This is a genomic window from Klebsiella sp. K4, assembly GCF_014596785.2.
Classification (GTDB): domain Bacteria; phylum Pseudomonadota; class Gammaproteobacteria; order Enterobacterales; family Enterobacteriaceae; genus Klebsiella; species Klebsiella pneumoniae.
Genome location: NZ_CP115021.1, coordinates 655,580 through 676,107 on the forward strand (window position 1 = coordinate 655,580; position 20,528 = coordinate 676,107).

Sequence of the window (20,528 nt, forward strand, 5' to 3'; positions counted from 1 at the left end):
ATAACAATAAGAACTGACAACCGGGCGAATTCAGACCGGAGGGACTATGTCACATCTCAAATATGGACTGGACCGTTTTGGTTCCTCTAGCACAAGGTTTCTTCCTTGCGCTATCTCTGCTATGGCTAAACTCTTTATGGCGTTCTTTTTTATTCTGTCGGAGGGGCATGCGCAGACAGAGATCTATTTCAACCCGCGCTTTTTAGCTGACGATCCTGCTTCAGTGGCGGATCTGTCTGACTTTGAAAATGGACAGGAGGTACCGCCCGGCACTTACCGCGTCGATATCTACCTGAACGATGGATTTATTACCACGCGCGATGTCACCTTTAACCTCGGCGAAAAAGGTCATGGATTAGATCCTTGCCTGGCCCGCAGCCAGCTGGCTGGGATGGGCGTGAACATCGAGGGGATAAAAGGAATCGATCGCCCTACCGCCGATACCTGCGTTCCGCTAACCAAACTTATAAACGGTGCGACGACTCATTTTGATGTTGGTCTGCAACGGTTATATCTCACCGTACCTCAGGCTTTTATGGGCAATCGTGCGCGTGGCTATATTCCGCCCGAACAATGGGATGCCGGCATTAATGCTGGATTGCTCAACTATAACTTCACTGGTAACAATGTGCATAACGATACCGGCGGCGGCAGCAATTATGCTTGGTTAAACTTGCAAAGTGGACTTAACCTCGGTGCCTGGCGGCTACGCGATAATACTACCTGGAATTACACTAGTGACGACGGTACTTCACGCAACAAAAATAAGTGGCAACACGTTAATACTTGGCTGGAGCGCGATATTACGCCCCTACGTTCACGCCTGACCCTAGGAGATAGTTATACCAATGGAGATATTTTTGACGGCTTCAATTTCCGTGGTACTCAACTCGCCAGCGATGACAACATGTTGCCGGATAGCCAGAGAGGCTTTGCGCCAGTAATCCATGGTATTGCCCGTAGCACTGCTCAGGTCTCTATCAAACAAAATGGCTATGAGATTTATCAGAGTACAGTACCGCCTGGTCCCTTCGCAATTAACGATCTTTATGCTGCGAGTAGTGGTGGCGACCTACAGGTCACAATTAAAGAAAACGATGGTACCCGTCAGGTCTTTAGCGTGCCGTGGTCAACGGTACCCGTGCTACAGCGTGAAGGGTATACCCGCTATGCGTTGACAGCCGGAGAGTATCGTAGTGGCAACGTTCAGCAGGAAGAGCCTAAGTTCTTTCAGGGGACTGTTTTACATGGTTTACCCACCGGATGGACAATTTATGGTGGCGCTCAACTTGCTGAACGTTACCGAGCCGTGAACCTCGGCATGGGAAAAAATATGGGTGATTTTGGTGCCCTTTCACTGGACATTACTCAGGCGAACGCCACGTTGTCTGACTACAGCGATCATCAGGGACAGTCAATTCGCTTTCTGTATAACAAGGCGCTGAGCGATGTAGGTACTAATATCCAGTTAGTGGGTTATCGCTATTCTACAAAAGGTTATTACAATTTTGCTGATACTGCCTATCGCCGGATGAGCGGTTACGACGTACAGACTCAGGATGGCGTTATTCAGGTGAAACCGAAATTCACTGATTACTACAACCTTACCTGGAACAAGCGCGGCAAAGTACAGGTGAATGTTACCCAACAGTTAGGACGTACTGCCACGCTTTATTTGAGCGGCAGCAATCAAACCTACTGGACAACAGGTAAGGCAGACCAGCAGTTGCAAGCAGGACTGAGCGCCGCGGTTGAAGATATCAACTGGACGCTAAGTTACAGCCTGACCAAAAACGCTTGGCAGCAAGGACGTGACCAGATGCTGGCGGTTAACGTCAATATTCCATTTAGTCATTGGCTTCGTTCTGACAGCCAATCCTTATGGCGCCACACCTCCGCTAGCTACAGTATGTCACACGATCTTAATGGCCGAATGACCAATCTGGCCGGGATTTACGGCACTCTTCTGGAAGATAACAACCTGAGCTATAGCGTACAAACTGGCTATGCCAATGGAGGAGAAACCGATACTAGCAGCACTGGCTATGCCGCACTGAACTACCGTGGCGGCTACGGTAGTGCCAATCTTGGCTACAGTCGCAATGATGGATTCAGGCAACTCTATTATGGCGTCAGTGGAGGCGTGCTGGCTCACGGGGACGGTGTGACCTTAAGCCAACCGCTGAATGATACAGTGGTACTAGTGAAAGCGCCGGGTGCGGATGGGGTCAAAGTGGAAAACCAGACCGGTGTGACCACCGACTGGCGTGGTTATGCGGTTGTGCCTTACGCCACTGAGTATCGGGAAAACCGAGTGGCTCTTGATACCAATACACTTGCAGATAATGTTGACCTTGATGATGCAGTAGTCAGCGTGGTGCCCACCCACGGCGCGATTGTGCGAGCAGATTTCAAAGCCCATGTTGGTGTCAAGTTGCTGATAACCCTGACCCGTAAAGGTAAACCGGTACCGTTCGGTGCAATGGTGACTTCAGGCAGCAGTCAGAGCGGCAGTATTGTAGCTGATAACGGTCAGGCCTATATGAGTGGCATGCCGCTTGCTGGAAGCCTACAGGTTAAATGGGGTGAAGGGGTGGGAGCTAGCTGTGTAGCCCGTTACCGCTTGCCGGAGGAGAGTCAGCGGCAGTCGCTGAGCCAGCTATCGGCAGAATGCCGTTAAGGAACGCATGATAATGGATACACCACTTAACCTTCTGAGAGCTGCACTGATCTTAATCTGTGCGAACGCTTTTGCGGCTGACAGTACCATATCAATCAGCGGCTATGTGCGCGATAACGCTTGTGCGGTCGCCATCGAATCGAAAGAATTTACCGTCGACCTGATGAATAATGCTGTGAAACAGTTCAGTGCCGTTGGATCTGTCACTCCAGCGTTACCGTTTCGCATCGTGTTATCACCTTGCGGCAGCTCGGCTACGGCAGTGAAAGTTGGCTTTACCGGCACTCCGGATAGCAATAATGACAAACTTTTAAAAATCGATAGTGATGCTTTTGCCGCATCGGGGATGGCGGTACAGATCCTGGACAATCAGCAAACGATGCTGCCCATAAATGCGGCTGCATCATCAATCGCTTGGACGAATTTGACACCTGGGCAGACCAATATCTTGGGTTTTTATGCGCGGCTGATGGCAACCCGTGTACCAGTCACCGCTGGCCATGTTTATGCGACAGCAACCTTTACCCTTGAATTCCAGTAACCGGAGGTTTTAATGAAATATCGATTTGCAGGAGCGCTACTGGTGGGGTTACTGTCCATGAGCGTCAGCACGTCACAGGGCGCCGATATCAACATTACGGTGAACGGTCGAGTGGTGGCCAGGCCGTGTAATATCGCAACTACCAACGCTAGTATAGATCTCGGCGATCTCTTTACCTTCAGCCTAAAGTCAGCTGGTTCCACTTCAGCGTGGCACGACACGGCGCTTAGTTTAACCAACTGTCCAATTGGCACCTCGCGGGTGGTCGCTACCTTTAGCGGTATGGTGGACAATACAGGTTATTACAAAAATCAGGGAACAGCGGGCAATATTCAGCTCGAATTGCAGGACGACAGCGGTAGGAGACTTAATAATGGGGCAGCGAAGTTAGTACAAGTTGACGATAGCTCTCAGTCGGCGAGTTTTCCGCTCAAGGTACGGGTACTATCTGTGAAAGGTGGTGCTACCCAGGGAACTATTCAGGCGGTTATTAACGTCACCTACAGCTATGCTTGAGCAAGGAGAATATGTGAATGAATAAACTTATCCCTCAGTTTACCGTCTTGCTATTAGCAGGCTGGTCTATCAATGTTTGGGCATTTTCTTGTATGGATGCTTCAGGCCAAACTCTTCACAGTATGGCTGGTCCTGGTTCTGTGAATGTATACGTCAATCTTCAGCCCACTATTGCAGTAGGGCAGAACTTAGTTGTTGATATTTCCCGTTCAGTGGTGTGTAGGAATGATGCTCCTACACATCGTAATGATAATGTTATGATGCTTTTTGGTTCGATGTATGGTGGGGCTCTATCTAACTTTACTGGTACTCTTCGATACTATGGCTCTTCCTATACTTTTCCATTGAGAAGCGCTACATCTCCTCATAATTTTACATCAGGTAGTTATGTACCCTGGAATACTCAGCTTTACTTAACTCCAATTTCTGCAGCGAGTAGTGTCGCGATTAAAGGTGGTACGAGATTCGCACAGTTAGTAATGTATCAGGTAGGGTCTGATATTACGAGCGGAGGTAATATTCAGACCGTAAAATTTACATGGAATTTATACTCAATGAGAGATGTAGTCGTCCCTACTGGTGGCTGCGATGTTTCCGCCAGAGATGTCACAATGACGCTTCCTAATTATCCGGGATCGATGGCCGTGCCGGTTAGCGTTCATTGCGCACAGAATCAAAATCTTAGTTACTATCTCTCCGGTACGACTACAGATAGTGCAAATTCGATATTTGCTAACACTGCTTCTGCCTCTCCAGCACAGGGCGTTGGCGTGCAAATGACACGTAATGGAGCGATTGTTTCTGCAAACAACACTATCTCTTTGGGGACGGTAGGCCCTTCACCGGTAAATCTCGGTTTAACTGCGAATTATGCCCGTACCATAGGTCAGGTTACTGCGGGAAATGTTCAGTCCCTCATCGGAGTAACATTTATCTATCAGTAAATTTACGGTCAGTGAAAGATATATAATATTCTGTTTTACGGCTTGAAAAATTCAATGTCGCCATTTGGATATATATATTTACGGCGTCGCCCAAACTCTACTTTAAGTAAAGATCTTCAGGATTAATAATGATGGTTGAGTCTTTTACGCAGCAGGTCAACTGCTTTACGGATAGCCGAAAAGAATGCCAGGCAGTGCAAGCTTTGGCCACGCCCACCCCTTTCGAAAGCGAGCTAGTTCATGCCATTCAGAACGGTCAGGTCTATCCTGTCTTCCAGCCCATTGTCGATATCCATCTGCATATTAAAGGCATTGAAGTGCTCTCGCGTTGGCGAAAGGACGGCGTCGTTCTGCTACCAACCGAGTTTCTGCCGAACATACAGTCAGAAGCCATTTGGTTCTCGCTTACAGCTTTCGTTCTGCAAGAAGCGGTGCAGGGTATCAATCGCTATCAGGGCGAATTTTATTTTACCGTCAATATACCGACCTGCATCGCGCACCATCACCATCTTATCTGTTTGATGGAAACTGCATGGTTGCAGTTGCATAATCCGCTGTGGGCCGATTGTCTGGTGTTAGAATTTGCTGAAACTGTCGACCTCACACAACAAGGAAATACGATAGCGAATATGCGAAAAATTCAAGAACGAGGCTTTCGTATCTTTCTTGATGACTGTTTTTCGCAAAACAGCGTGATTTTTCCGATAAGGTTGGCACGTTTTTGCGGTTACAAACTGGATAAGAGTATTATTAACGATTTCCAACGCGACCCACATGCTATGGCATTGATGAAAAGTCTTATCTATTACTGCCAGTTAACGCAGAGCGATTGCATCGCAGAGGGGGTAGACAGTTTGGAAAAGTTCAATAAATTGAAGGGGATGGGGTTGGTTTTTTTCCAAGGCTATTTGTTTTCGCAGCCGGTTGAACTTGAACACATGATGTGCATGATAAAGAAATCTAAATATTGTTTTAATATTCAATAAATTGATAAAAGTAATTGTTGTATGTGCATATTGCCAGACTTTTCTTGTTAGTTTTAACGATACCGGAGTTATCTTTTATCGATGGCTGCGCTGAAAATGGGAATAAAGGACGAGTTATTCTGGTTTTGTTAACTTAACGGGATGTTTACAAAGCATCAATGTCAGAGAATTGCCTGGCGGTTTGTGCAGCTGTCCTGTCGCCATCCCATTACGAGGCAACAAAAAAGCCACTCGAAAAAGTGGCTTTTTTGTTTGATTTTAAAGCTAAAATTTGGTGGCCCCTGTTGGGTTTGAACCAACGACCAAGCGATTATGAGTCGCCTGCTCTAACCACTGAGCTAAGGGGCCGTGGCGAGGGATTATAAAGTAACTGGCGATTGCAATCCAGCGTAAAGCGCGCAGCTGCTGTTTTTATAAACAATGCATTTTCAATCCTTTATAATCATGTTTTAGCCATACAGCCGGAGAAAACATGATTAGCGATATCCTTGCGCCGGGCCTGCGCGTTGTCTTTTGCGGTATCAACCCGGGGAAGTCCTCCGCCCATACTGGCTTTCATTTTGCCCATCCTGGCAATCGCTTCTGGAAGGTCATCCATCAGGCCGGGTTCACCGATCGGCAGCTCAGGCCGGAAGAGGAGCTGCAGCTGCTGGATACGCGCTGCGGCATCACCATGCTGGTAGAGCGTCCGACGGTGCAGGCTAGCGAGGTCGCCTTGCAGGAGTTACGCAGCGGCGGCCGTGAGCTGGTGCGGAAAATTGAGGAGTATCAGCCGCAGGCGCTGGCGGTGCTCGGCAAGCAGGCCTTCGAGCTGGCCTTTAACCAGCGCGGCGCGAAGTGGGGGAAACAGGCCATGACCATCGGGACGACCCAGGTGTGGGTGCTGCCTAATCCCAGCGGCTTAAACCGGGCGACGCTCGATAAGCTGGTGGCGGCCTATCGTGAACTGGACGATGCCCTGGCAACCCGCGGCCAGTAGCGGAGAGAGGCGACTTTCCCGGGATGGCCAACTGAACGCCATAAAAAAAGCTCCCCGCAGGGAGCTTTTTAACAGGCTGTAGACGATGCCCCGCGACGATTAATCGTCGAGGAAGCTACGCAGCACTTCAGAACGGCTCGGGTGGCGCAGTTTACGCAGCGCCTTCGCTTCGATCTGACGGATACGTTCGCGGGTAACGTCGAACTGTTTACCCACTTCTTCCAGCGTGTGGTCGGTGTTCATGTCGATACCGAAACGCATACGCAGCACTTTCGCTTCACGAGCGGTGAGGCCGGCCAGCACGTCATGCGTTGCCGCGCGCAGGCTCTCGGTGGTCGCAGAATCCAGCGGCAGCTCGAGGGTGGTATCCTCGATGAAATCCCCCAGATGCGAATCTTCATCGTCGCCGATCGGCGTTTCCATGGAGATAGGCTCTTTGGCGATCTTCAGCACTTTACGGATTTTGTCTTCCGGCATCAGCATACGCTCAGCCAGCTCTTCCGGGGTCGGTTCACGGCCCATCTCCTGCAGCATCTGACGGGAGATACGGTTGAGCTTGTTAATGGTCTCAATCATATGCACCGGAATACGGATGGTGCGCGCCTGGTCCGCGATAGAGCGGGTGATGGCCTGACGGATCCACCAGGTGGCGTAGGTCGAGAACTTGTAGCCGCGACGGTATTCGAACTTATCGACCGCTTTCATCAGACCGATGTTGCCTTCCTGAATCAGGTCGAGGAACTGCAGACCGCGGTTGGTGTATTTCTTGGCGATAGAGATAACCAGACGCAGGTTCGCTTCAACCATCTCTTTCTTCGCACGACGGGCTTTCGCTTCGCCGATGGACATGCGACGGTTGATATCTTTAACCTGCTCGATGGTCAGGCCGGTCTCTTCTTCAATCTGCTGCAGCTTCTGCAGGCCGCGCTGCACATCTTCTTTCACTTCCAGCAGCTTCTCAGACCACGGCTTGTTCATTGCCACCGCGGCGTTGAACCAGGTCTCGCTGGTTTCGTTGCCGGTGAACAGGGTGATGAAGTTTTTCTTCGGCATTTTGCACTGCTCAACGCACAGCTTCATGATGATACGTTCCTGAGTACGAACGCGATCCATCATGCTGCGCATGCTGTTGACCAGGTAATCGAACTGCTTCGGCACCAGGCGGAACTGCTTGAAGACTTCAGACAGCTTCAGGATCTCTTCCTGGGCGGCGGCATGGCTACGACCTTTGGCTTTGATGGTGTCGCGCGTCAGCTCGTACTGGGTACGCAGCTCGGCGAATTTCTCACGGGCCAGCTCTGGGTCGATGCTGTTGTCGTCATCGCTGTTGTCGTCGGCGTCTTCATCTTCGTCTTCGTCTTCGTCGTCATCCATCTCTTCCTGAGACAGCTCGGAGCCAACGTGGGTGGCGGTTGGCGCCATATCTTCTTCGGCGTTCGGATCGACGAAACCGGTGATCAGATCGGACAGACGGGCTTCTTCCGCTTCAACGCGGTCGTACTGCTCAAGCAGGTAGGTGATCGCTTCCGGATATTCGGCAACGGAGCACTGCACCTGATTGATGCCGTCTTCGATGCGTTTGGCGATGTCAATTTCGCCTTCACGGGTCAGCAGCTCTACGGTACCCATTTCACGCATGTACATACGCACCGGGTCGGTCGTGCGCCCGATTTCGGATTCCACGCTGGAGAGCACCTGCGCGGCGGCTTCGGCAGCATCTTCATCCGCGGTGTTTTCGGCAAGCATCAGATCATCGGCATCCGGTGCTTCTTCCATCACCTGAATACCCATGTCGTTGATCATTTGGATGATGTCTTCGATCTGATCGGAATCGACGATATCTTCCGGCAGATGGTCATTGACCTCGGCATAGGTCAGATAGCCTTGCTCCTTACCACGTTGGACAAGAAGCTTCAGCTGTGACTGCGGGTTTTGCTCCATAAGACGGTATCCACACTTAATTCGTTTGATTGGTGTCGGCAGACGGGCTGTCGACATTTAAAGCGAGGGCGTACTTATATTATTGCCGCTGCGCCTCTGCGCGGCTGTCGGGGGCTTCCCGATCGATACTCGGCACTTAAGCCGTTAAATACTTTTCCTTCACGTTGTTCTGCGTTTTCTTACTGCTTTGATACAACGTGAAGGATATTGTCTGTCATTTATTTTTTCGCCAGCTCCTGGCTGATGGTCCAGAGCTCCCGGCGTTCTTCACTGCTTAAACCGTGTGTGCGATCGCGAGCTATCAACTCTTCCTGTCGCAGTTCCAGCAGTGAATCAAACATATGGTTGAGCGAGTCGGTGAAGGTTTGTTCAGCGATGTCTTTATCTGCTATATCGTCCCACATCGACAGTTTTTCAAGGGTTGCCGCCTCTTTTGTGCCGCGATATTGCTCTAAAAGTTGCCCGGTTGTCAGACCAGGCTGCGCCAGACAGCTCTTCACCAGTTCGCTGAACAGGCTCAGCCCCGGCATTTTGCGCGAGTCCAGTCCCTCCAGCGGCGGGACTAACGGCGCCAGATCCGGGTTTTGCACCAGCAGTCCTATCAGTATACGCATGGTCGTGCGTTTTAGCTGCGGTGCGGGACGCGGCGCGCCATTTTCCGCCTGTTTTGGCATTAATCGTTCAAGCTGCGCGTCATCTAAAATGCCCAGCTTATTGCCCAACTCCTGACGCAAATAGATGCGCAGCGTTTCGCCCGGGACCTGGGTTATCAGCGGCAGCGCCAGCGTGCTCAGCTGCGCGCGCCCGTCCGGAGTACTCAGATCGACCTGCGGCAGCAGGCTGTTAAACAAGAACGTGGAGAGCGGCTGAGCCTGCTCCATCCGCGCCTCGAACGCCGCTTTGCCCTCTTTACGCACCAGCGTATCCGGGTCTTCGCCGTCAGGCAGAAACATAAAGCGTAGCTGGCGACCATCGGTCATGTACGGCAGCGCCGTCTCCAGCGCGCGCCAGGCGGCATCGCGGCCGGCCCGGTCGCCGTCGTAGCAGCAGATGACGTTATTCGTCACCCGGAACAGCAGCTGGATATGGTCGGCCGTGGTCGAGGTACCCAGCGAGGCCACGGCATAATTAATGTCGTACTGCGCCAGCGCCACGACGTCCATATACCCTTCGACAACCAGCAAACGCGGTGGTTCGGGGTTATCCTGCTGCGCTTCATACAGGCCATACAGCTGGCGGCCTTTATGGAATATGTCGGTTTCCGGGGAGTTCAGATACTTCGGCAGGGCATCGCCCAGCACCCGTCCGCCAAACCCAATCACCCGGCCTCGCTTATCGCGGATGGGGAACATCACCCGTTCGCGGAAGCGGTCGTAACTGCGTCCCTGATCGTTGGTGACCAGCATGCCGGCATCAATAAGCGACTGGCGGTTTTCCTGATTGCCGCCAAACCGTTTTAAAACGTTATCCCAACCTGGGGGAGCATAGCCGATGGCAAAGCGCGTAATCACCTCGCTGCTTAACCCCCGTTTCGCCAGGTACTGGCGCGCAGGATCGGCGGCGGGCTGCATCAGAGACTGTTGATAAAACGCATTCAGACCATCCAGTAACTGGTAGAGGTTCTGCCGTTGATGGCGCTCTATCTGGCTGGGTCCGTTGCCTGCTTCATAAGGCACTTCGAGGTTGTGCATGGCGGCCAGCTCTTCGACCGTTTCCACGAACTCGAGCTTGTCGTAGTTCATCAGGAAGTCGATAGCATTGCCGTGCGCCCCGCAGCCGAAGCAGTGGTAAAACTGTTTTTCACCGTTGACGGTGAAAGAGGGGGTTTTTTCGTTATGGAACGGACAGCACGCGTGAAAATTTTTGCCCTGCTTTTTCAGCTTTACCCGCGCATCGATCAGATCGACGATGTCGGTTCTGGCAAGCAGATCGCTAATAAATACACGTGGAATTCGTCCAGCCATAAGCCCCGTTATTTCTGATGACTATAAACGAAAATAAGCCGCGCATTCCTTTCGGAAGCACGGCCTTACAACTACAACTCGGTCTGAATTGAGAGCGTCGCTCTCAACAGATTAGTACAGACGAGTACGGCGTGCGTTTTCGCGAGCCAGTTTCTTCGCGTGACGTTTCACTGCAGAAGCTTTAGCGCGCTTACGTTCGGTAGTCGGTTTTTCATAGAACTCACGACGACGAACTTCCGCCAGAACACCTGCTTTTTCGCAGGAACGCTTGAAGCGACGCAGAGCTACGTCGAACGGCTCGTTTTCACGTACTTTAATTACCGGCATGTGCCTCTCACCTTTGATTAATTCGGTTTGCCGCTGGCCGCAATGCCAGCTTATTTCAAAATGGTGCGGAATTTTACTGCAACTACTGCTGCTTTGTAAAGCACCGGCGCCTTTTTTGAAAGGGACTTTTATAAGGGTGAGGAGTATACACGAAGAGAGCACCAGGGGTGAGCAAAGTTTTACATCGCCGGTCATTGGACCTACACTGCGCGGTATTGAAGCGAGGTAAAACAACTCATGCGTGTACTGGGCATTGAAACATCCTGCGATGAAACCGGCATCGCGATTTATGACGACCTGCAAGGTCTGTTAGCCAACCAATTGTATAGTCAGGTGAAACTGCATGCGGATTACGGCGGCGTGGTGCCAGAGCTGGCATCGCGCGACCACGTGCGCAAAACGGTGCCGCTGATCCAGGCGGCGCTGAAAGAAGCCGGTCTGACGGCGAAAGATATCGACGCCGTCGCCTATACGGCGGGTCCAGGCCTGGTCGGCGCGCTGCTGGTCGGGGCGACCGTTGGCCGGGCGCTGGCCTTCGCCTGGAACGTGCCGGCGATCCCGGTACACCATATGGAAGGGCATCTGCTGGCGCCGATGCTGGAAGATAATCCGCCGGCGTTCCCGTTCGTCGCGCTGCTGGTTTCCGGCGGCCACACCCAGTTGATTAGCGTCACCGGTATTGGTCAGTATGAACTGCTGGGCGAGTCGATTGACGATGCGGCGGGCGAAGCCTTTGATAAGACGGCGAAGCTGCTGGGACTGGATTATCCCGGCGGGCCGATGCTGTCGAAAATGGCGTCCCAGGGCACCGAAGGCCGCTTTGTCTTCCCGCGGCCGATGACCGACCGTCCGGGGCTGGACTTCAGCTTCTCCGGCCTGAAGACCTTCGCCGCCAACACCATTCGCAGCAACGGCGACGATGAGCAAACCCGCGCCGACATCGCCCGGGCGTTTGAGGATGCGGTCGTCGATACACTAATGATTAAATGTCGCCGCGCGCTGGAGCAAACCGGCTTTAAGCGTCTGGTGATGGCGGGAGGCGTGAGCGCCAACCGTACCCTGCGGGCGAAGCTGGCGGAGATGATGCAAAAACGCGGCGGCGAGGTGTTCTACGCCCGCCCTGAGTTCTGTACTGACAACGGCGCGATGATCGCCTACGCCGGCATGGTGCGTCTGCAAACCGGCGCCAAAGCCGAGCTCGGCGTGACGGTTCGCCCGCGCTGGCCGCTGGCCGAGCTGCCTGCCGCCTAACGCATCCTGAAACAGGCCGACGTCACGTCGGCCTGCCTTCCTGACTACTCCATACTTTTACACAGCGAGCAGATGGCTCCCTGATGCTTGTGCGAGTGCATCACGTCCGGGCGCTCGTACTCTTCCTCACAGCTAACGCATTGATACACGGTGGTGGAGGCATTTCCCGCCGCGTCATAGCGCGGCTCGGCGATGCCGTCATCCACCTGCTTAATATAGTAGCGCCCGCGGGTAAGGAGCCCCATCAGCGGGGTCATGACAAAGGCAACGACCAGCGCAATCAGCGGCGAGAACGGCGCCAGCGTCGCCCCCAGCAGACCGAAGAAGGCGCAGATCGACAGCCCGGCGGCCAGACCAAAGGAGACCACGCCCACCGGGTTAACGTTGTAGATCATGCCGCGACGATACTCCGGCTGCGCCGGCGCCAGCTTGAGCAAGCCTTTATTAAAGGTGATGTCGGTCGCCACCACCACGACCCAGGCGATGGCGAAGTTGGAGTAAAAGCCGAGGATCCACGACAGGGCGCTGAACATATCGCCCTCCATCAGTGCCAGGGCAATCGCCAGGTTGACCACCACAAAAATAATCCGTCCCGGATAGCGTTTGGTGGTGCGGGTCCAGGCGCTGGTCCACGCCAGCGAGCCGGAGTAGGCATTGGTGACGTTAATTTTGATCTGCGAGATCACCACCAGCACCACCGCCAGCGTCAGGGCCAGCCAGCCGGGCACCAGGTTATCGAAGACGCTGACGAACTGCTGCACCGGTTCGGTATTGTGCACCGCCGGGAAACGGGTCAACAGATAGAAGCCGAGGAAGGCGCCGATGATCTGTTTGATCGCCCCTAACACCACCCAGCCCGGGCCGGCGGAAAAGACCGCCAGCCACCAGCTTTTACGATTCTCCGCGGTCTTAGGCGGCATAAAGCGCAGGTAATCAATTTGCTCGCCAATCTGCATGATCAGCGACAGGCATACCCCGGCGCCGAGCATGATGGCGGTAATGTCCACCGTCGACGCGCTGTTTTTACCGGCGAAATGCAGGAAGCCGTCCACCAGCTGCGGATCTTTGACAATCAGCCACACCACCGGCACCACCATCAGCACCAGCCACAGCGGCGTGGTCCACACCTGCAGGCGGGTCAGGGCTTTCATGCCATAGACCACCAGCGGGAGCACCATCAGGGTGGCGATCAGATATCCCATCCACAGCGGGATCCCGAGGCCCACCAGCAGGCCCTGGGCCATGATCGAGCCTTCGAGGGCGAAGAAGATAAAGGTGAAGCCGGCAAAAATAATGCTGGTGATCACCGAGCCGAAATAGCCGAAGCCGGCGCTGCGGGTGATCAGGTCAAGGTCAATGTTGTAGCGCGCGGCGGTGATCGCCAGCGGAATGCCGGTGAGGAAGATCACCAGCGCCGCCACCAGGATCGAATAGATGGCGTTGCTGGTGCCCCAGGCCATACCGATGCTGGCGCCGATGGAAAAGTCGGCCAGATAGGCGATGCCGCCCAGCGCGGTGACAGCGACGACGCCCGGACCCCAGCGGCGAAAGCTCAGCGGGGCGTAACGTAAGGTGTAATCTTCTAAGGTTTCCCGGGAGCCGGAAGTCCGCGTTGTCGCGGGTAATTCAGGGTTAAGATCCAGTGATGACATAGTCATTCCTTAATGGTTAGGCATGACTTGAATTAGCAAACCTTATGCCATATTGCAGGGCAGGCGTGGCGCGGAGGTGGAGGCAGGATGATATAAAGAGAGAGCAGAGGCTGCACCATCCGGACGCGCTTGCGCCCGGCTGGTGCAACAGGCCTATTTGCCAAGCATGCCTTTGTCTTCGAGGAAGGCGATAATGGTGCTCAGGCCGTCGCCCTGCTTCAGATTGGTGAAGGTCCATGGGCGATCGCCGCGCATACGCTGGGTATCGCTCGCCATCACCTCCAGCGACGCGCCCACATAGGGGGCAAGGTCGGTTTTATTGATCACCAGGAAATCGGATTTGGTGATCCCCGGTCCGCCTTTGCGCGGGATCTTCTCCCCTTCGGCCACATCGATGACGTAGATGGTCAGATCCGCCAGCTCCGGGCTGAAGGTGGCGCTCAGGTTATCGCCGCCGCTTTCCACGAAGATAAGGTCGAGGTTACCGAACTTTTCACTCAGCGCTTCCACGGCGGCGAGGTTCATTGAGGCATCTTCGCGGATCGCCGTATGCGGGCAGCCGCCGGTTTCCACACCGACGATGCGTTCAGGCGCCAGCGCGCCCGCTTCGGTGAGGATGCGCTGATCTTCTTTGGTATAGATGTCGTTAGTGACCACCGCCAGCTGCCAGGTATCGCGCATCGCTTTACACAGTGCTTCCAGCAGAGCGGTTTTACCGGAGCCGACCGGGCCGCCGACGCCGACGCGCAGCGGGTGTTTATAAGAGTTCATGGCTTCTCCTAGGAACGGAATAATCGAGAGTATTGGGTTTCATGCCGGGCAGAGGCGATGGCGGCGAGCGGGGTGGCCGATCCGATATCGCCGTCCGGCGCGGCCAGCGCGCGGGGCATCTCGGCCGCGTAGTGGTCACAAAGACGTAAAATCAGCTGCTGGGCGGCCTGCTGGCCGAAGGGGACCAGCTTGACGCCGGCCATCACGGCGCTCTCAATCCAGCTGTAGCCCAGGCTGAGGGTCATCTCGGGCAGGGCGATACGCCAGCGCACGCCGAGCCAGGCCATCCCGGCGAGCTGGCTTTGCTGGCACAGGGAGCGCCACGGCGGCGGACAGTCCGGCTGCCAGTCGCTCAGCAGACGGGCAAACGCCGCGCCGCGGTTGCGCTCTTCCTCCCGCAGTTCACGAGTTTCCCGGCAGGCCAGCAGATAGGCGGTCCAGCGCTGGGCCGCAGCGATATCGCCTTGTTCGCAGGCGCGGTACAGGCGGGCGAACAGCGGCAGGTCAACGGTAAAAAAGCCTTCCGTCATCTGGCGTCGCTGCCAGCGCTCGAAGGCCGCGACGTCCGGCACCCAGCCGGCTTCCACAGCCCACTCCAGCCCCTGGGACCAGCTGTAACCCCCTACCGGCAGGTTGCTGCTGGCCAGCTGCATCAGCCGCAGGCGTTGTTCCGCTGTCGACATGCTAGTGGCTGTGAGCGTGGTGGTCATGATGAGCATGATGATGACCGTGGCTCTCGCTGGCGTAAGCGCCGGCTTCCGGCTCGAACGGCAGCTGGCCAAAGGTCACCGTCAGGCCGAACTGGCGCAGCATATCGTCCAGCACGTGATCGTGATGGTAGCGCAGCTCGCCCGGCATAATCTGCAGCGGCACGTGACGGTTGCCGAGGTGGTAGCAGGCCTTCGCCAGCATAAAGGGATCGTCGCAGCGCACTACCGACACCCCTTCATCAGCGGCAATCACCTGCACAAACTCGGTGCCTTCTTCGTTGCTGAGCACATCGCCGCCGCGCAGCAGCAGGCCGCGGGGCAGCAGCAGGCCGGCTTCCCGGCCATCGTTGAGGGTGACCTTAACCCGGCTTTTGACGCGAACATCAATCGGCAGCGTAACGCTGGCGGTCGCGGCGGCGGGGATCTCCAGACGTTGAGTTAAATAAAGCATCCGCTCTCCTTAAAACAGAAAATATCGTTGCGCCATCGGCAGAACGTCTGCCGGCTCGCTGGTGATAAGTTCGCCATCCACCCGCACCTCATAGGTCTGGGCGTCGACGGTGATGTTAGGCTGCAGACTGTTGTGCACCATGTCGGCTTTCTGCACCGTACGGCAGCCTTTCACCACGGCGATCGCGCTGCGCAGGTTCAGCCGCTCGGCAACGCCATTGGCTGCCGCCGCCTGCGACAGGAAGGTGAGGCGGCAGTGATGGCGGGCGCTGCCCAGCGCGCCAAACATCGGGCGGTAGTGCACCGGCTGCGGGGTCGGAATAGAGGCATTGATATCGCCCATCGGCGCGATGGCGATCATGCCGCCTTTGATCACGGTGGCCGGTTTCACGCCGAAGAAGGCTGGTGACCAGACCACGAGGTCAGCCAGCTTACCCACCTCAATGGATCCGACTTCGTGTGCGATGCCGTGGGTCAGCGCCGGGTTGATGGTGTATTTGGCGATGTAGCGCTTCACGCGGAAGTTGTCGTTATCCCCGGTCTCCTCCGCCAGCGCTCCGCGCTGCACCTTCATGCGATGCGCCACCTGCCAGGTGCGGAGAATCACTTCTCCGACGCGGCCCATGGCCTGCGAATCGGAGGAGGTGAGCGAGAAGGCGCCGAGATCGTGCAGCACGTCTTCCGCAGCGATGGTTTCCCGGCGAATGCGCGACTCGGCAAAGGCCACGTCCTCAGCGATGTCCGGGTCCAGATGGTGGCAGACCATCAGCATATCGAGATGTTCATCGATGGTGTTGAGGGTGTAGGGCAGCGTTGGGTTGGTGGACGACGGCAAAATGTTCGGGTGGGCGCAGGCGGTGATGATGTCCGGCGCATGGCCGCCGCCGGCCCCTTCGGTATGGAAGGTGTGGATGGTGCGCCCGCCGATGGCGGCGAGGGTGTCTTCCACAAATCCGGATTCATTCAGGGTGTCGCTGTGCAGGGCGACCTGGATGTCCATTTCATCGGCGACGGTTAACGCACAGTCGATCGCCGCCGGGGTGGCGCCCCAGTCCTCATGGATCTTCAGGCCAATAACGCCCGCCGCCACCTGCTCGCGCAGGGCATCCGGCTGAGAAACGTTGCCCTTGCCCAGCAGGCCGATATTGACCGGCAGGCTGTCGGCCGCCTGCAGCATGCGTGAGATATACCACGGGCCCGGGGTGCAGGTGGTGGCATGGGTGCCCGCGGCCGGGCCGGTGCCGCCGCCGACCATGGTGGTCACGCCGGAGACCAGCGCCTCTTCCGCCTGCTGCGGACAGATCCAGTGAATATGGGTATCGATCCCGCCGGCGGTGACAATTTTTCCTTCGGCGGCGATCACTTCCGTCGCGGCGCCGATGGGGATGGTGACGTTGGGCTGGATGTCGGGGTTGCCGGCTTTGCCGATGGCGAAGATCCGGCCGTCCTTCACGCCGATATCGGCCTTAACGATCCCCCAGTGATCGACGATCAACGCGTTGGTGAGCACCAGGTCGACACAGTCGGCGGCCAGCATCTTTCCCTGGCCCATGCCGTCGCGGATCACTTTGCCGCCGCCGAATTTGACCTCTTCCCCGTAGGTGGTCAAATCGTCCTCCACCTCGATCCACAGCTCGGTATCCGCCAGGCGCACCTTGTCGCCGACGGTGGGGCCGAACATATCGGCATAGGCCTGGCGTGAAATATTACTCATCGTTTACCTCCAGAGGGCCCATGACCTCGCCGCGGAAGCCGAAGACGGCGCGGTGACCGGCGAAGGCCACCAGCTCGACCTCGCGTTTCTGGCCGGGTTCAAAGCGTACCGCCGTGCCCGCCGGGATATTCAGGCGATAGCCGGCGGCCTGCTGACGGTCGAACTTCAGCGCCGGGTTAACCTCGGCGAAATGGTAGTGCGAACCGACCTGAATCGGCCGATCGCCGTGGTTCTCAACGACCACGCGACAGGTTGCCCGGCCGGTATTCAGGGCTATCTGACCGGGCTTAACGTGATATTCACCGGGGATCATGGCGCTACCTCAGATAATCGGGTTGTGAACGGTGACCAGCTTCGAGCCGTCCGGGAAGGTGGCTTCGACCTGGATATCCGGGATCATTTCCGGGACGCCCTCCATCACCTGCTCGCGGGTCAGGACGTGACGGCCTTCCTCCATCAGCGAGGCCACGCTTTTGCCGTCCCGAGCGCCTTCCATAATAAAGGCGCTGATCAGGGCCACGGACTCCGGATAGTTGAGCTTCAGGCCGCGGGCCAGGCGACGCTCCGCCACCAGCGCGGCGGTAAACAGCAACAGCTTGTCTTTTTCTCGGGGGGTCAGTTCCATAACGTTCTCTTAAGTCAGCCAGATTCGGGGAAGTACGGGAGATTTGCCGGTAAGATGAGGGCGCAGAAACTGCCATACGTCGCGCATCACCCGCTGGCAAATCAGATTATCGTCACTGAGGAAACGCACCGTCAGCAGGCGGTCGGTCAGGCTGGCGCCGGCGTAGAGACCGAGCGGCGCCAGCGCGTCGCGCACCCCGTCGAGCAGGGCATCGGTAGCCGGATAGCACAGTAAAGTGCCGACCCAGGGACGTTCGGCGACGCTGGAGAGCTCTCCCTCCTGCAGCTGCAGGCGCTCGACCAGCAGCGGCTCATCGTCCACCCATACCTCCAGCCGGTTGCTGAGGGTGCCGTGGCTGAAGGTTTCGCCAATCACCGGGCGGCCAAGGCAGAGCAGATCCCAGGCCAGCAGCCTGCTGGAGGCGCAAAGATGAAAGGTAGTGAACAGCCGGGCATTCGCCCCGGGAAAGAAGATGGCATCCTGCGGGAGCCACTCCAGGGTCGCCTGCGGGGCAAGGGTCAACTGCTGGCGAACTAGCGCTTGCGCGCCGCTGCTGCGGTAAAACTTGCTGGCGCCAGGCATGGTTATCAGCGTATGGCAGCCGGGGGCAAGGTGCGCGCTAATTGTCAGCTCATCACCGCCGACGATGCCGCCGGGCGGGTGAAGCAGATAGAGGTGACAGGTCTCTTCTTCCGGGTAAAACGGGCGCTGGACGGTCAGCGGGCCGACGTGTTGGGCGCTGGCGAGAACGGTCTTGCCGCCGGCCTGGTGAAAGCGGAGATCCAGCGTGGCCTGCCAGCCTTTTTTGAGTGGTGGTAACACGGTGCCGTGCAATGTTGCGCCCCTGCAAAATCAAGATAAAACAGCAGCAATGAGTATTGATCGGCGGGAGTTTATCCCGGTCATACGAAACGCTTATGTCATCCGTAACCCGGAGCGTCGCGACGGGCGCGAGGGGAAAGCGGCATAACCGCTCCGGATTATTCACCCGGATAATCTTTGCCGTCAATATCCTGATCCGCAGCCTGGGCGCGGCGGAAAAGCCGGCGGATCGGGTTGCGCCGCGCCGCCAGCCGCCAGCGAAACTTTTGCCTTTCCATGCTGCTAACGTATTGTTACAAAAGGGGGATATGACGATGATCGCCTTTGATGGCGAGGAAGCGTAAAAGGGCGGGTGAAAGGCGCGATTAGCGCAGGAGAGTTCCCCGGCTGGCGGAGCCGGGAGGGGAGATTACTTCTGCTCTGGCGTTTTTTTCTTCTTCACGCGGGTCCAGATTTTGCTCTCCTGGCGACGCCACAGACGCTGAATGTTGTCGTGATGGCGCAGGAGGATCAGGCAGGAGAGCATCGACACCGGAAAGGTATACTGCGGTTTGAACCACCAGACGTAGAACGGGGCGATCAGCGCGCTGACGATAGCGCCCAGGGAAGAGTAGCCGCTGAGCAGGATGGTCAGCAGCCAGGTCCCGGCCATCACCCCGGTGAGATCGAGCCCGATGGGGGCGATAGCGCCGAAGGCCGTGGCGACGCCTTTACCGCCGCGGAAATGAAAGAAGACTGGCCAGATATGGCCCACGCAGGCGGCAATCGCCACTAACCCCAGCCAGAACGGCGTAAGGCCCAGCGCCCAGGCGCCCCACACCGGGAGCATGCCCTTCAGCACATCAAAAATAAGTACCGCTACGGCCGCCCCTTTTCCGCCAATTCGTAGTACGTTAGTGGCCCCGGGGTTGCCTGAGCCGCTGTCGCGTGGGTCGGGCAGGCCAGCAAGGCGACATACCAGAATGGCGCTGGAAATGGAGCCGCAGAGGTAGGCGAGGAGTACCAGTCCAGGCGCGATTGCACTCATAACGCTGTTCCGTTTTGAAAATGTCGTTGTATTCTCTGCATCTGTGGATAATACGCATAATTCGCCGGAAGTGGTATCCGGTTTAGCTAAAAAGCAGGCAGGGCGTGATGGATATTGTATTTATAGAGCAACTTTCGGTAATCACCACCATTGGTGTTTATGACTGGGAACAAACCATTGAGCAGAAGCTGGTGTTCGATATCGAAATTGCATGGGATAACCGCAAGGCGGCCGCCAGCGATGATGTCAGCGATTGCCTCAGCTATGCTGATATCAGCGAGCGCGTGATCGCGCATGTGGAGGGGGGGAAATTTGCGTTAGTGGAGCGGGTGGCGGAAGAGGTGGCCGACCTGCTGCTGGAAACATTCCAGTCGCCATGGGTGCGCATAAAAGTCAGCAAACCTGGCGCCGTGGCTCGCGCGGCAAACGTCGGGGTGATTATTGAACGTGGCCTTAATCTGAAACAAAACTTTTCAGGTCATACTTGTTAAACAAATTGCGTTTATACCGGTCATAGCATCCGGTCATCAGGCAATTTTACTGGCGATGTCCTTCCAGAACGGTGGACGAATCCGTGTGTACTTCCTGTACGCTGCGGATTACGCGCGCTCTGGCAGCCGGGTTATGC

At 56.0% G+C, this 20,528-nt stretch carries 22 protein-coding genes and 1 tRNA gene; 9 read left to right on the forward strand and 14 right to left on the reverse strand.

Annotated elements, in window-relative coordinates; translation table 11 throughout:
• Positions 1-121: 121 nt before the first annotated feature.
• The 5 genes from IB144_RS03240 to IB144_RS03260 all read left to right on the forward strand — a co-directional run bounded on the left by IB144_RS03240 (position 122) and on the right by IB144_RS03260 (position 5,667).
• Positions 122-2,680: a fimbrial biogenesis usher protein gene (locus IB144_RS03240; RefSeq protein WP_223168732.1), complete on the forward strand. Its 2,559-nt coding sequence runs from the start codon at positions 122-124 to the stop codon at positions 2,678-2,680.
• Between the two features lie 13 nt (positions 2,681-2,693).
• Entirely contained in the window at positions 2,694-3,221 is a 528-nt protein-coding gene (locus tag IB144_RS03245) for a fimbrial protein (RefSeq protein WP_031281108.1), read from the forward strand.
• Positions 3,222-3,233: 12 nt separating this feature from the next.
• The gene (locus IB144_RS03250; protein WP_022631404.1) at positions 3,234-3,737 is read left to right on the forward strand and encodes a fimbrial protein; all 504 of its coding nucleotides are present in this window, start codon (positions 3,234-3,236) and stop codon (positions 3,735-3,737) included.
• A gap of 17 nt (positions 3,738-3,754) precedes the next feature.
• The gene (locus IB144_RS03255; RefSeq protein WP_032440348.1) at positions 3,755-4,681 is read left to right on the forward strand and encodes a fimbrial protein; all 927 of its coding nucleotides are present in this window, start codon (positions 3,755-3,757) and stop codon (positions 4,679-4,681) included.
• 128 nt (positions 4,682-4,809) lie between these two features.
• Positions 4,810-5,667: an EAL domain-containing protein gene (locus tag IB144_RS03260; protein WP_020324779.1), complete on the forward strand. Its 858-nt coding sequence runs from the start codon at positions 4,810-4,812 to the stop codon at positions 5,665-5,667.
• A 272-nt stretch (positions 5,668-5,939) separates the two neighbouring features.
• On the opposite strand, the gene IB144_RS03265 is transcribed toward IB144_RS03260, so the two are convergent.
• Positions 5,940-6,015 (reverse strand) — tRNA-Ile (locus IB144_RS03265).
• Positions 6,016-6,139: 124 nt separating this feature from the next.
• Here IB144_RS03265 and mug point away from each other — a divergent pair.
• Positions 6,140-6,646 (forward strand): G/U mismatch-specific DNA glycosylase, encoded by a 507-nt coding sequence (mug, locus tag IB144_RS03270; protein WP_002917636.1) that lies wholly within the window; start codon positions 6,140-6,142, stop codon positions 6,644-6,646.
• A gap of 99 nt (positions 6,647-6,745) precedes the next feature.
• Here mug and rpoD read toward each other — a convergent pair whose 3' ends face one another.
• From rpoD to rpsU, 3 genes are all read right to left on the reverse strand, one after another.
• A complete protein-coding gene (gene rpoD, locus IB144_RS03275) occupies positions 6,746-8,587 on the reverse strand; it encodes an RNA polymerase sigma factor RpoD (protein ID WP_004174339.1) in 1,842 nt (613 codons plus the stop codon).
• Positions 8,588-8,805: 218 nt separating this feature from the next.
• Positions 8,806-10,551 carry a DNA primase gene (gene dnaG, locus IB144_RS03280; protein WP_004149864.1) on the reverse strand — a complete coding sequence of 582 codons (1,746 nt, stop codon included), beginning with the start codon at positions 10,549-10,551 and terminating at the stop codon, positions 8,806-8,808.
• A gap of 111 nt (positions 10,552-10,662) precedes the next feature.
• Positions 10,663-10,878, reverse strand: a complete 216-nt coding sequence (gene rpsU, locus IB144_RS03285; protein ID WP_001144069.1) for a 30S ribosomal protein S21 — start codon at positions 10,876-10,878, stop codon at positions 10,663-10,665.
• Between the two features lie 237 nt (positions 10,879-11,115).
• Here rpsU and tsaD point away from each other — a divergent pair, with 237 nt between their 5' ends.
• Complete coding sequence (tsaD, locus tag IB144_RS03290) at positions 11,116-12,129, forward strand: tRNA (adenosine(37)-N6)-threonylcarbamoyltransferase complex transferase subunit TsaD (RefSeq protein ID WP_040215074.1); 1,014 nt, start codon at positions 11,116-11,118, stop codon at positions 12,127-12,129.
• A gap of 44 nt (positions 12,130-12,173) precedes the next feature.
• Here tsaD and IB144_RS03295 read toward each other — a convergent pair whose 3' ends face one another.
• The 8 genes from IB144_RS03295 to IB144_RS03330 all read right to left on the reverse strand — a co-directional run bounded on the left by IB144_RS03295 (position 12,174) and on the right by IB144_RS03330 (position 18,885).
• The gene (locus IB144_RS03295) at positions 12,174-13,781 is read right to left on the reverse strand and encodes a cytosine permease (protein WP_004181356.1); all 1,608 of its coding nucleotides are present in this window, start codon (positions 13,779-13,781) and stop codon (positions 12,174-12,176) included.
• Between the two features lie 153 nt (positions 13,782-13,934).
• A complete protein-coding gene (ureG, locus tag IB144_RS03300; RefSeq protein WP_002916877.1) occupies positions 13,935-14,552 on the reverse strand; it encodes an urease accessory protein UreG in 618 nt (205 codons plus the stop codon).
• Between the two features lie 8 nt (positions 14,553-14,560).
• Positions 14,561-15,235: an urease accessory protein UreF gene (locus IB144_RS03305; protein ID WP_040188890.1), complete on the reverse strand. Its 675-nt coding sequence runs from the start codon at positions 15,233-15,235 to the stop codon at positions 14,561-14,563.
• A 1-nt stretch (position 15,236) separates the two neighbouring features.
• Positions 15,237-15,713 carry an urease accessory protein UreE gene (gene ureE, locus IB144_RS03310; RefSeq protein WP_002916875.1) on the reverse strand — a complete coding sequence of 159 codons (477 nt, stop codon included), beginning with the start codon at positions 15,711-15,713 and terminating at the stop codon, positions 15,237-15,239.
• A 9-nt stretch (positions 15,714-15,722) separates the two neighbouring features.
• Positions 15,723-17,426 carry an urease subunit alpha gene (ureC, locus tag IB144_RS03315; protein WP_046653362.1) on the reverse strand — a complete coding sequence of 568 codons (1,704 nt, stop codon included), beginning with the start codon at positions 17,424-17,426 and terminating at the stop codon, positions 15,723-15,725.
• Complete coding sequence (locus IB144_RS03320; RefSeq protein ID WP_002916872.1) at positions 17,419-17,739, reverse strand: urease subunit beta; 321 nt, start codon at positions 17,737-17,739, stop codon at positions 17,419-17,421. Before IB144_RS03320 ends, ureC begins: the two co-directional genes overlap by 8 nt.
• Before the next feature lie 9 nt (positions 17,740-17,748).
• Positions 17,749-18,051, reverse strand: coding sequence for an urease subunit gamma (locus IB144_RS03325; RefSeq protein ID WP_002916871.1), 303 nt, complete (start codon positions 18,049-18,051; stop codon positions 17,749-17,751).
• Positions 18,052-18,060: 9 nt separating this feature from the next.
• Entirely contained in the window at positions 18,061-18,885 is an 825-nt protein-coding gene (locus IB144_RS03330; protein WP_002916869.1) for an urease accessory protein UreD, read from the reverse strand.
• Between IB144_RS03330 and IB144_RS03335 the strand changes: the two genes are divergently transcribed.
• On the forward strand, positions 18,875-19,021 hold the full coding sequence (locus IB144_RS03335; RefSeq protein ID WP_004144529.1) for a short-chain dehydrogenase: 147 nt from the start codon (positions 18,875-18,877) through the stop codon (positions 19,019-19,021). The two genes, IB144_RS03330 and IB144_RS03335, sit on opposite strands and share 11 nt — an antisense overlap.
• A 10-nt stretch (positions 19,022-19,031) precedes the next feature.
• On the opposite strand, the gene IB144_RS03340 is transcribed toward IB144_RS03335, so the two are convergent.
• Complete coding sequence (locus tag IB144_RS03340; protein WP_064081252.1) at positions 19,032-19,151, reverse strand: hypothetical protein; 120 nt, start codon at positions 19,149-19,151, stop codon at positions 19,032-19,034.
• Between the two features lie 131 nt (positions 19,152-19,282).
• A complete protein-coding gene (gene plsY / locus IB144_RS03345; protein ID WP_004144530.1) occupies positions 19,283-19,900 on the reverse strand; it encodes a glycerol-3-phosphate 1-O-acyltransferase PlsY in 618 nt (205 codons plus the stop codon).
• A gap of 107 nt (positions 19,901-20,007) precedes the next feature.
• Between plsY and folB the strand changes: the two genes are divergently transcribed.
• Entirely contained in the window at positions 20,008-20,391 is a 384-nt protein-coding gene (folB, locus tag IB144_RS03350) for a bifunctional dihydroneopterin aldolase/7,8-dihydroneopterin epimerase (RefSeq protein WP_004150923.1), read from the forward strand.
• Positions 20,392-20,528: the final 137 nt, after the last annotated feature.

Coding starts and splice junctions, on each gene's coding strand:
- IB144_RS03240 (WP_223168732.1), top strand. CDS start 122: ATGGCTAAACTCTTTATGGCGTTCTTTTTTATTCTGTCGGAGGGGCAT.
- IB144_RS03245 (WP_031281108.1), top strand. CDS start 2,694: ATGGATACACCACTTAACCTTCTGAGAGCTGCACTGATCTTAATCTGT.
- IB144_RS03250 (WP_022631404.1), top strand. CDS start 3,234: ATGAAATATCGATTTGCAGGAGCGCTACTGGTGGGGTTACTGTCCATG.
- IB144_RS03255 (WP_032440348.1), top strand. CDS start 3,755: ATGAATAAACTTATCCCTCAGTTTACCGTCTTGCTATTAGCAGGCTGG.
- IB144_RS03260 (WP_020324779.1), top strand. CDS start 4,810: ATGATGGTTGAGTCTTTTACGCAGCAGGTCAACTGCTTTACGGATAGC.
- mug (WP_002917636.1), top strand. CDS start 6,140: ATGATTAGCGATATCCTTGCGCCGGGCCTGCGCGTTGTCTTTTGCGGT.
- rpoD (WP_004174339.1), bottom strand. CDS start 8,587: ATGGAGCAAAACCCGCAGTCACAGCTGAAGCTTCTTGTCCAACGTGGT.
- dnaG (WP_004149864.1), bottom strand. CDS start 10,551: ATGGCTGGACGAATTCCACGTGTATTTATTAGCGATCTGCTTGCCAGA.
- rpsU (WP_001144069.1), bottom strand. CDS start 10,878: ATGCCGGTAATTAAAGTACGTGAAAACGAGCCGTTCGACGTAGCTCTG.
- tsaD (WP_040215074.1), top strand. CDS start 11,116: ATGCGTGTACTGGGCATTGAAACATCCTGCGATGAAACCGGCATCGCG.
- IB144_RS03295 (WP_004181356.1), bottom strand. CDS start 13,781: ATGTCATCACTGGATCTTAACCCTGAATTACCCGCGACAACGCGGACT.
- ureG (WP_002916877.1), bottom strand. CDS start 14,552: ATGAACTCTTATAAACACCCGCTGCGCGTCGGCGTCGGCGGCCCGGTC.
- IB144_RS03305 (WP_040188890.1), bottom strand. CDS start 15,235: ATGTCGACAGCGGAACAACGCCTGCGGCTGATGCAGCTGGCCAGCAGC.
- ureE (WP_002916875.1), bottom strand. CDS start 15,713: ATGCTTTATTTAACTCAACGTCTGGAGATCCCCGCCGCCGCGACCGCC.
- ureC (WP_046653362.1), bottom strand. CDS start 17,426: ATGAGTAATATTTCACGCCAGGCCTATGCCGATATGTTCGGCCCCACC.
- IB144_RS03320 (WP_002916872.1), bottom strand. CDS start 17,739: ATGATCCCCGGTGAATATCACGTTAAGCCCGGTCAGATAGCCCTGAAT.
- IB144_RS03325 (WP_002916871.1), bottom strand. CDS start 18,051: ATGGAACTGACCCCCCGAGAAAAAGACAAGCTGTTGCTGTTTACCGCC.
- IB144_RS03340 (WP_064081252.1), bottom strand. CDS start 19,151: ATGGAAAGGCAAAAGTTTCGCTGGCGGCTGGCGGCGCGGCGCAACCCG.
- plsY (WP_004144530.1), bottom strand. CDS start 19,900: ATGAGTGCAATCGCGCCTGGACTGGTACTCCTCGCCTACCTCTGCGGC.
- folB (WP_004150923.1), top strand. CDS start 20,008: ATGGATATTGTATTTATAGAGCAACTTTCGGTAATCACCACCATTGGT.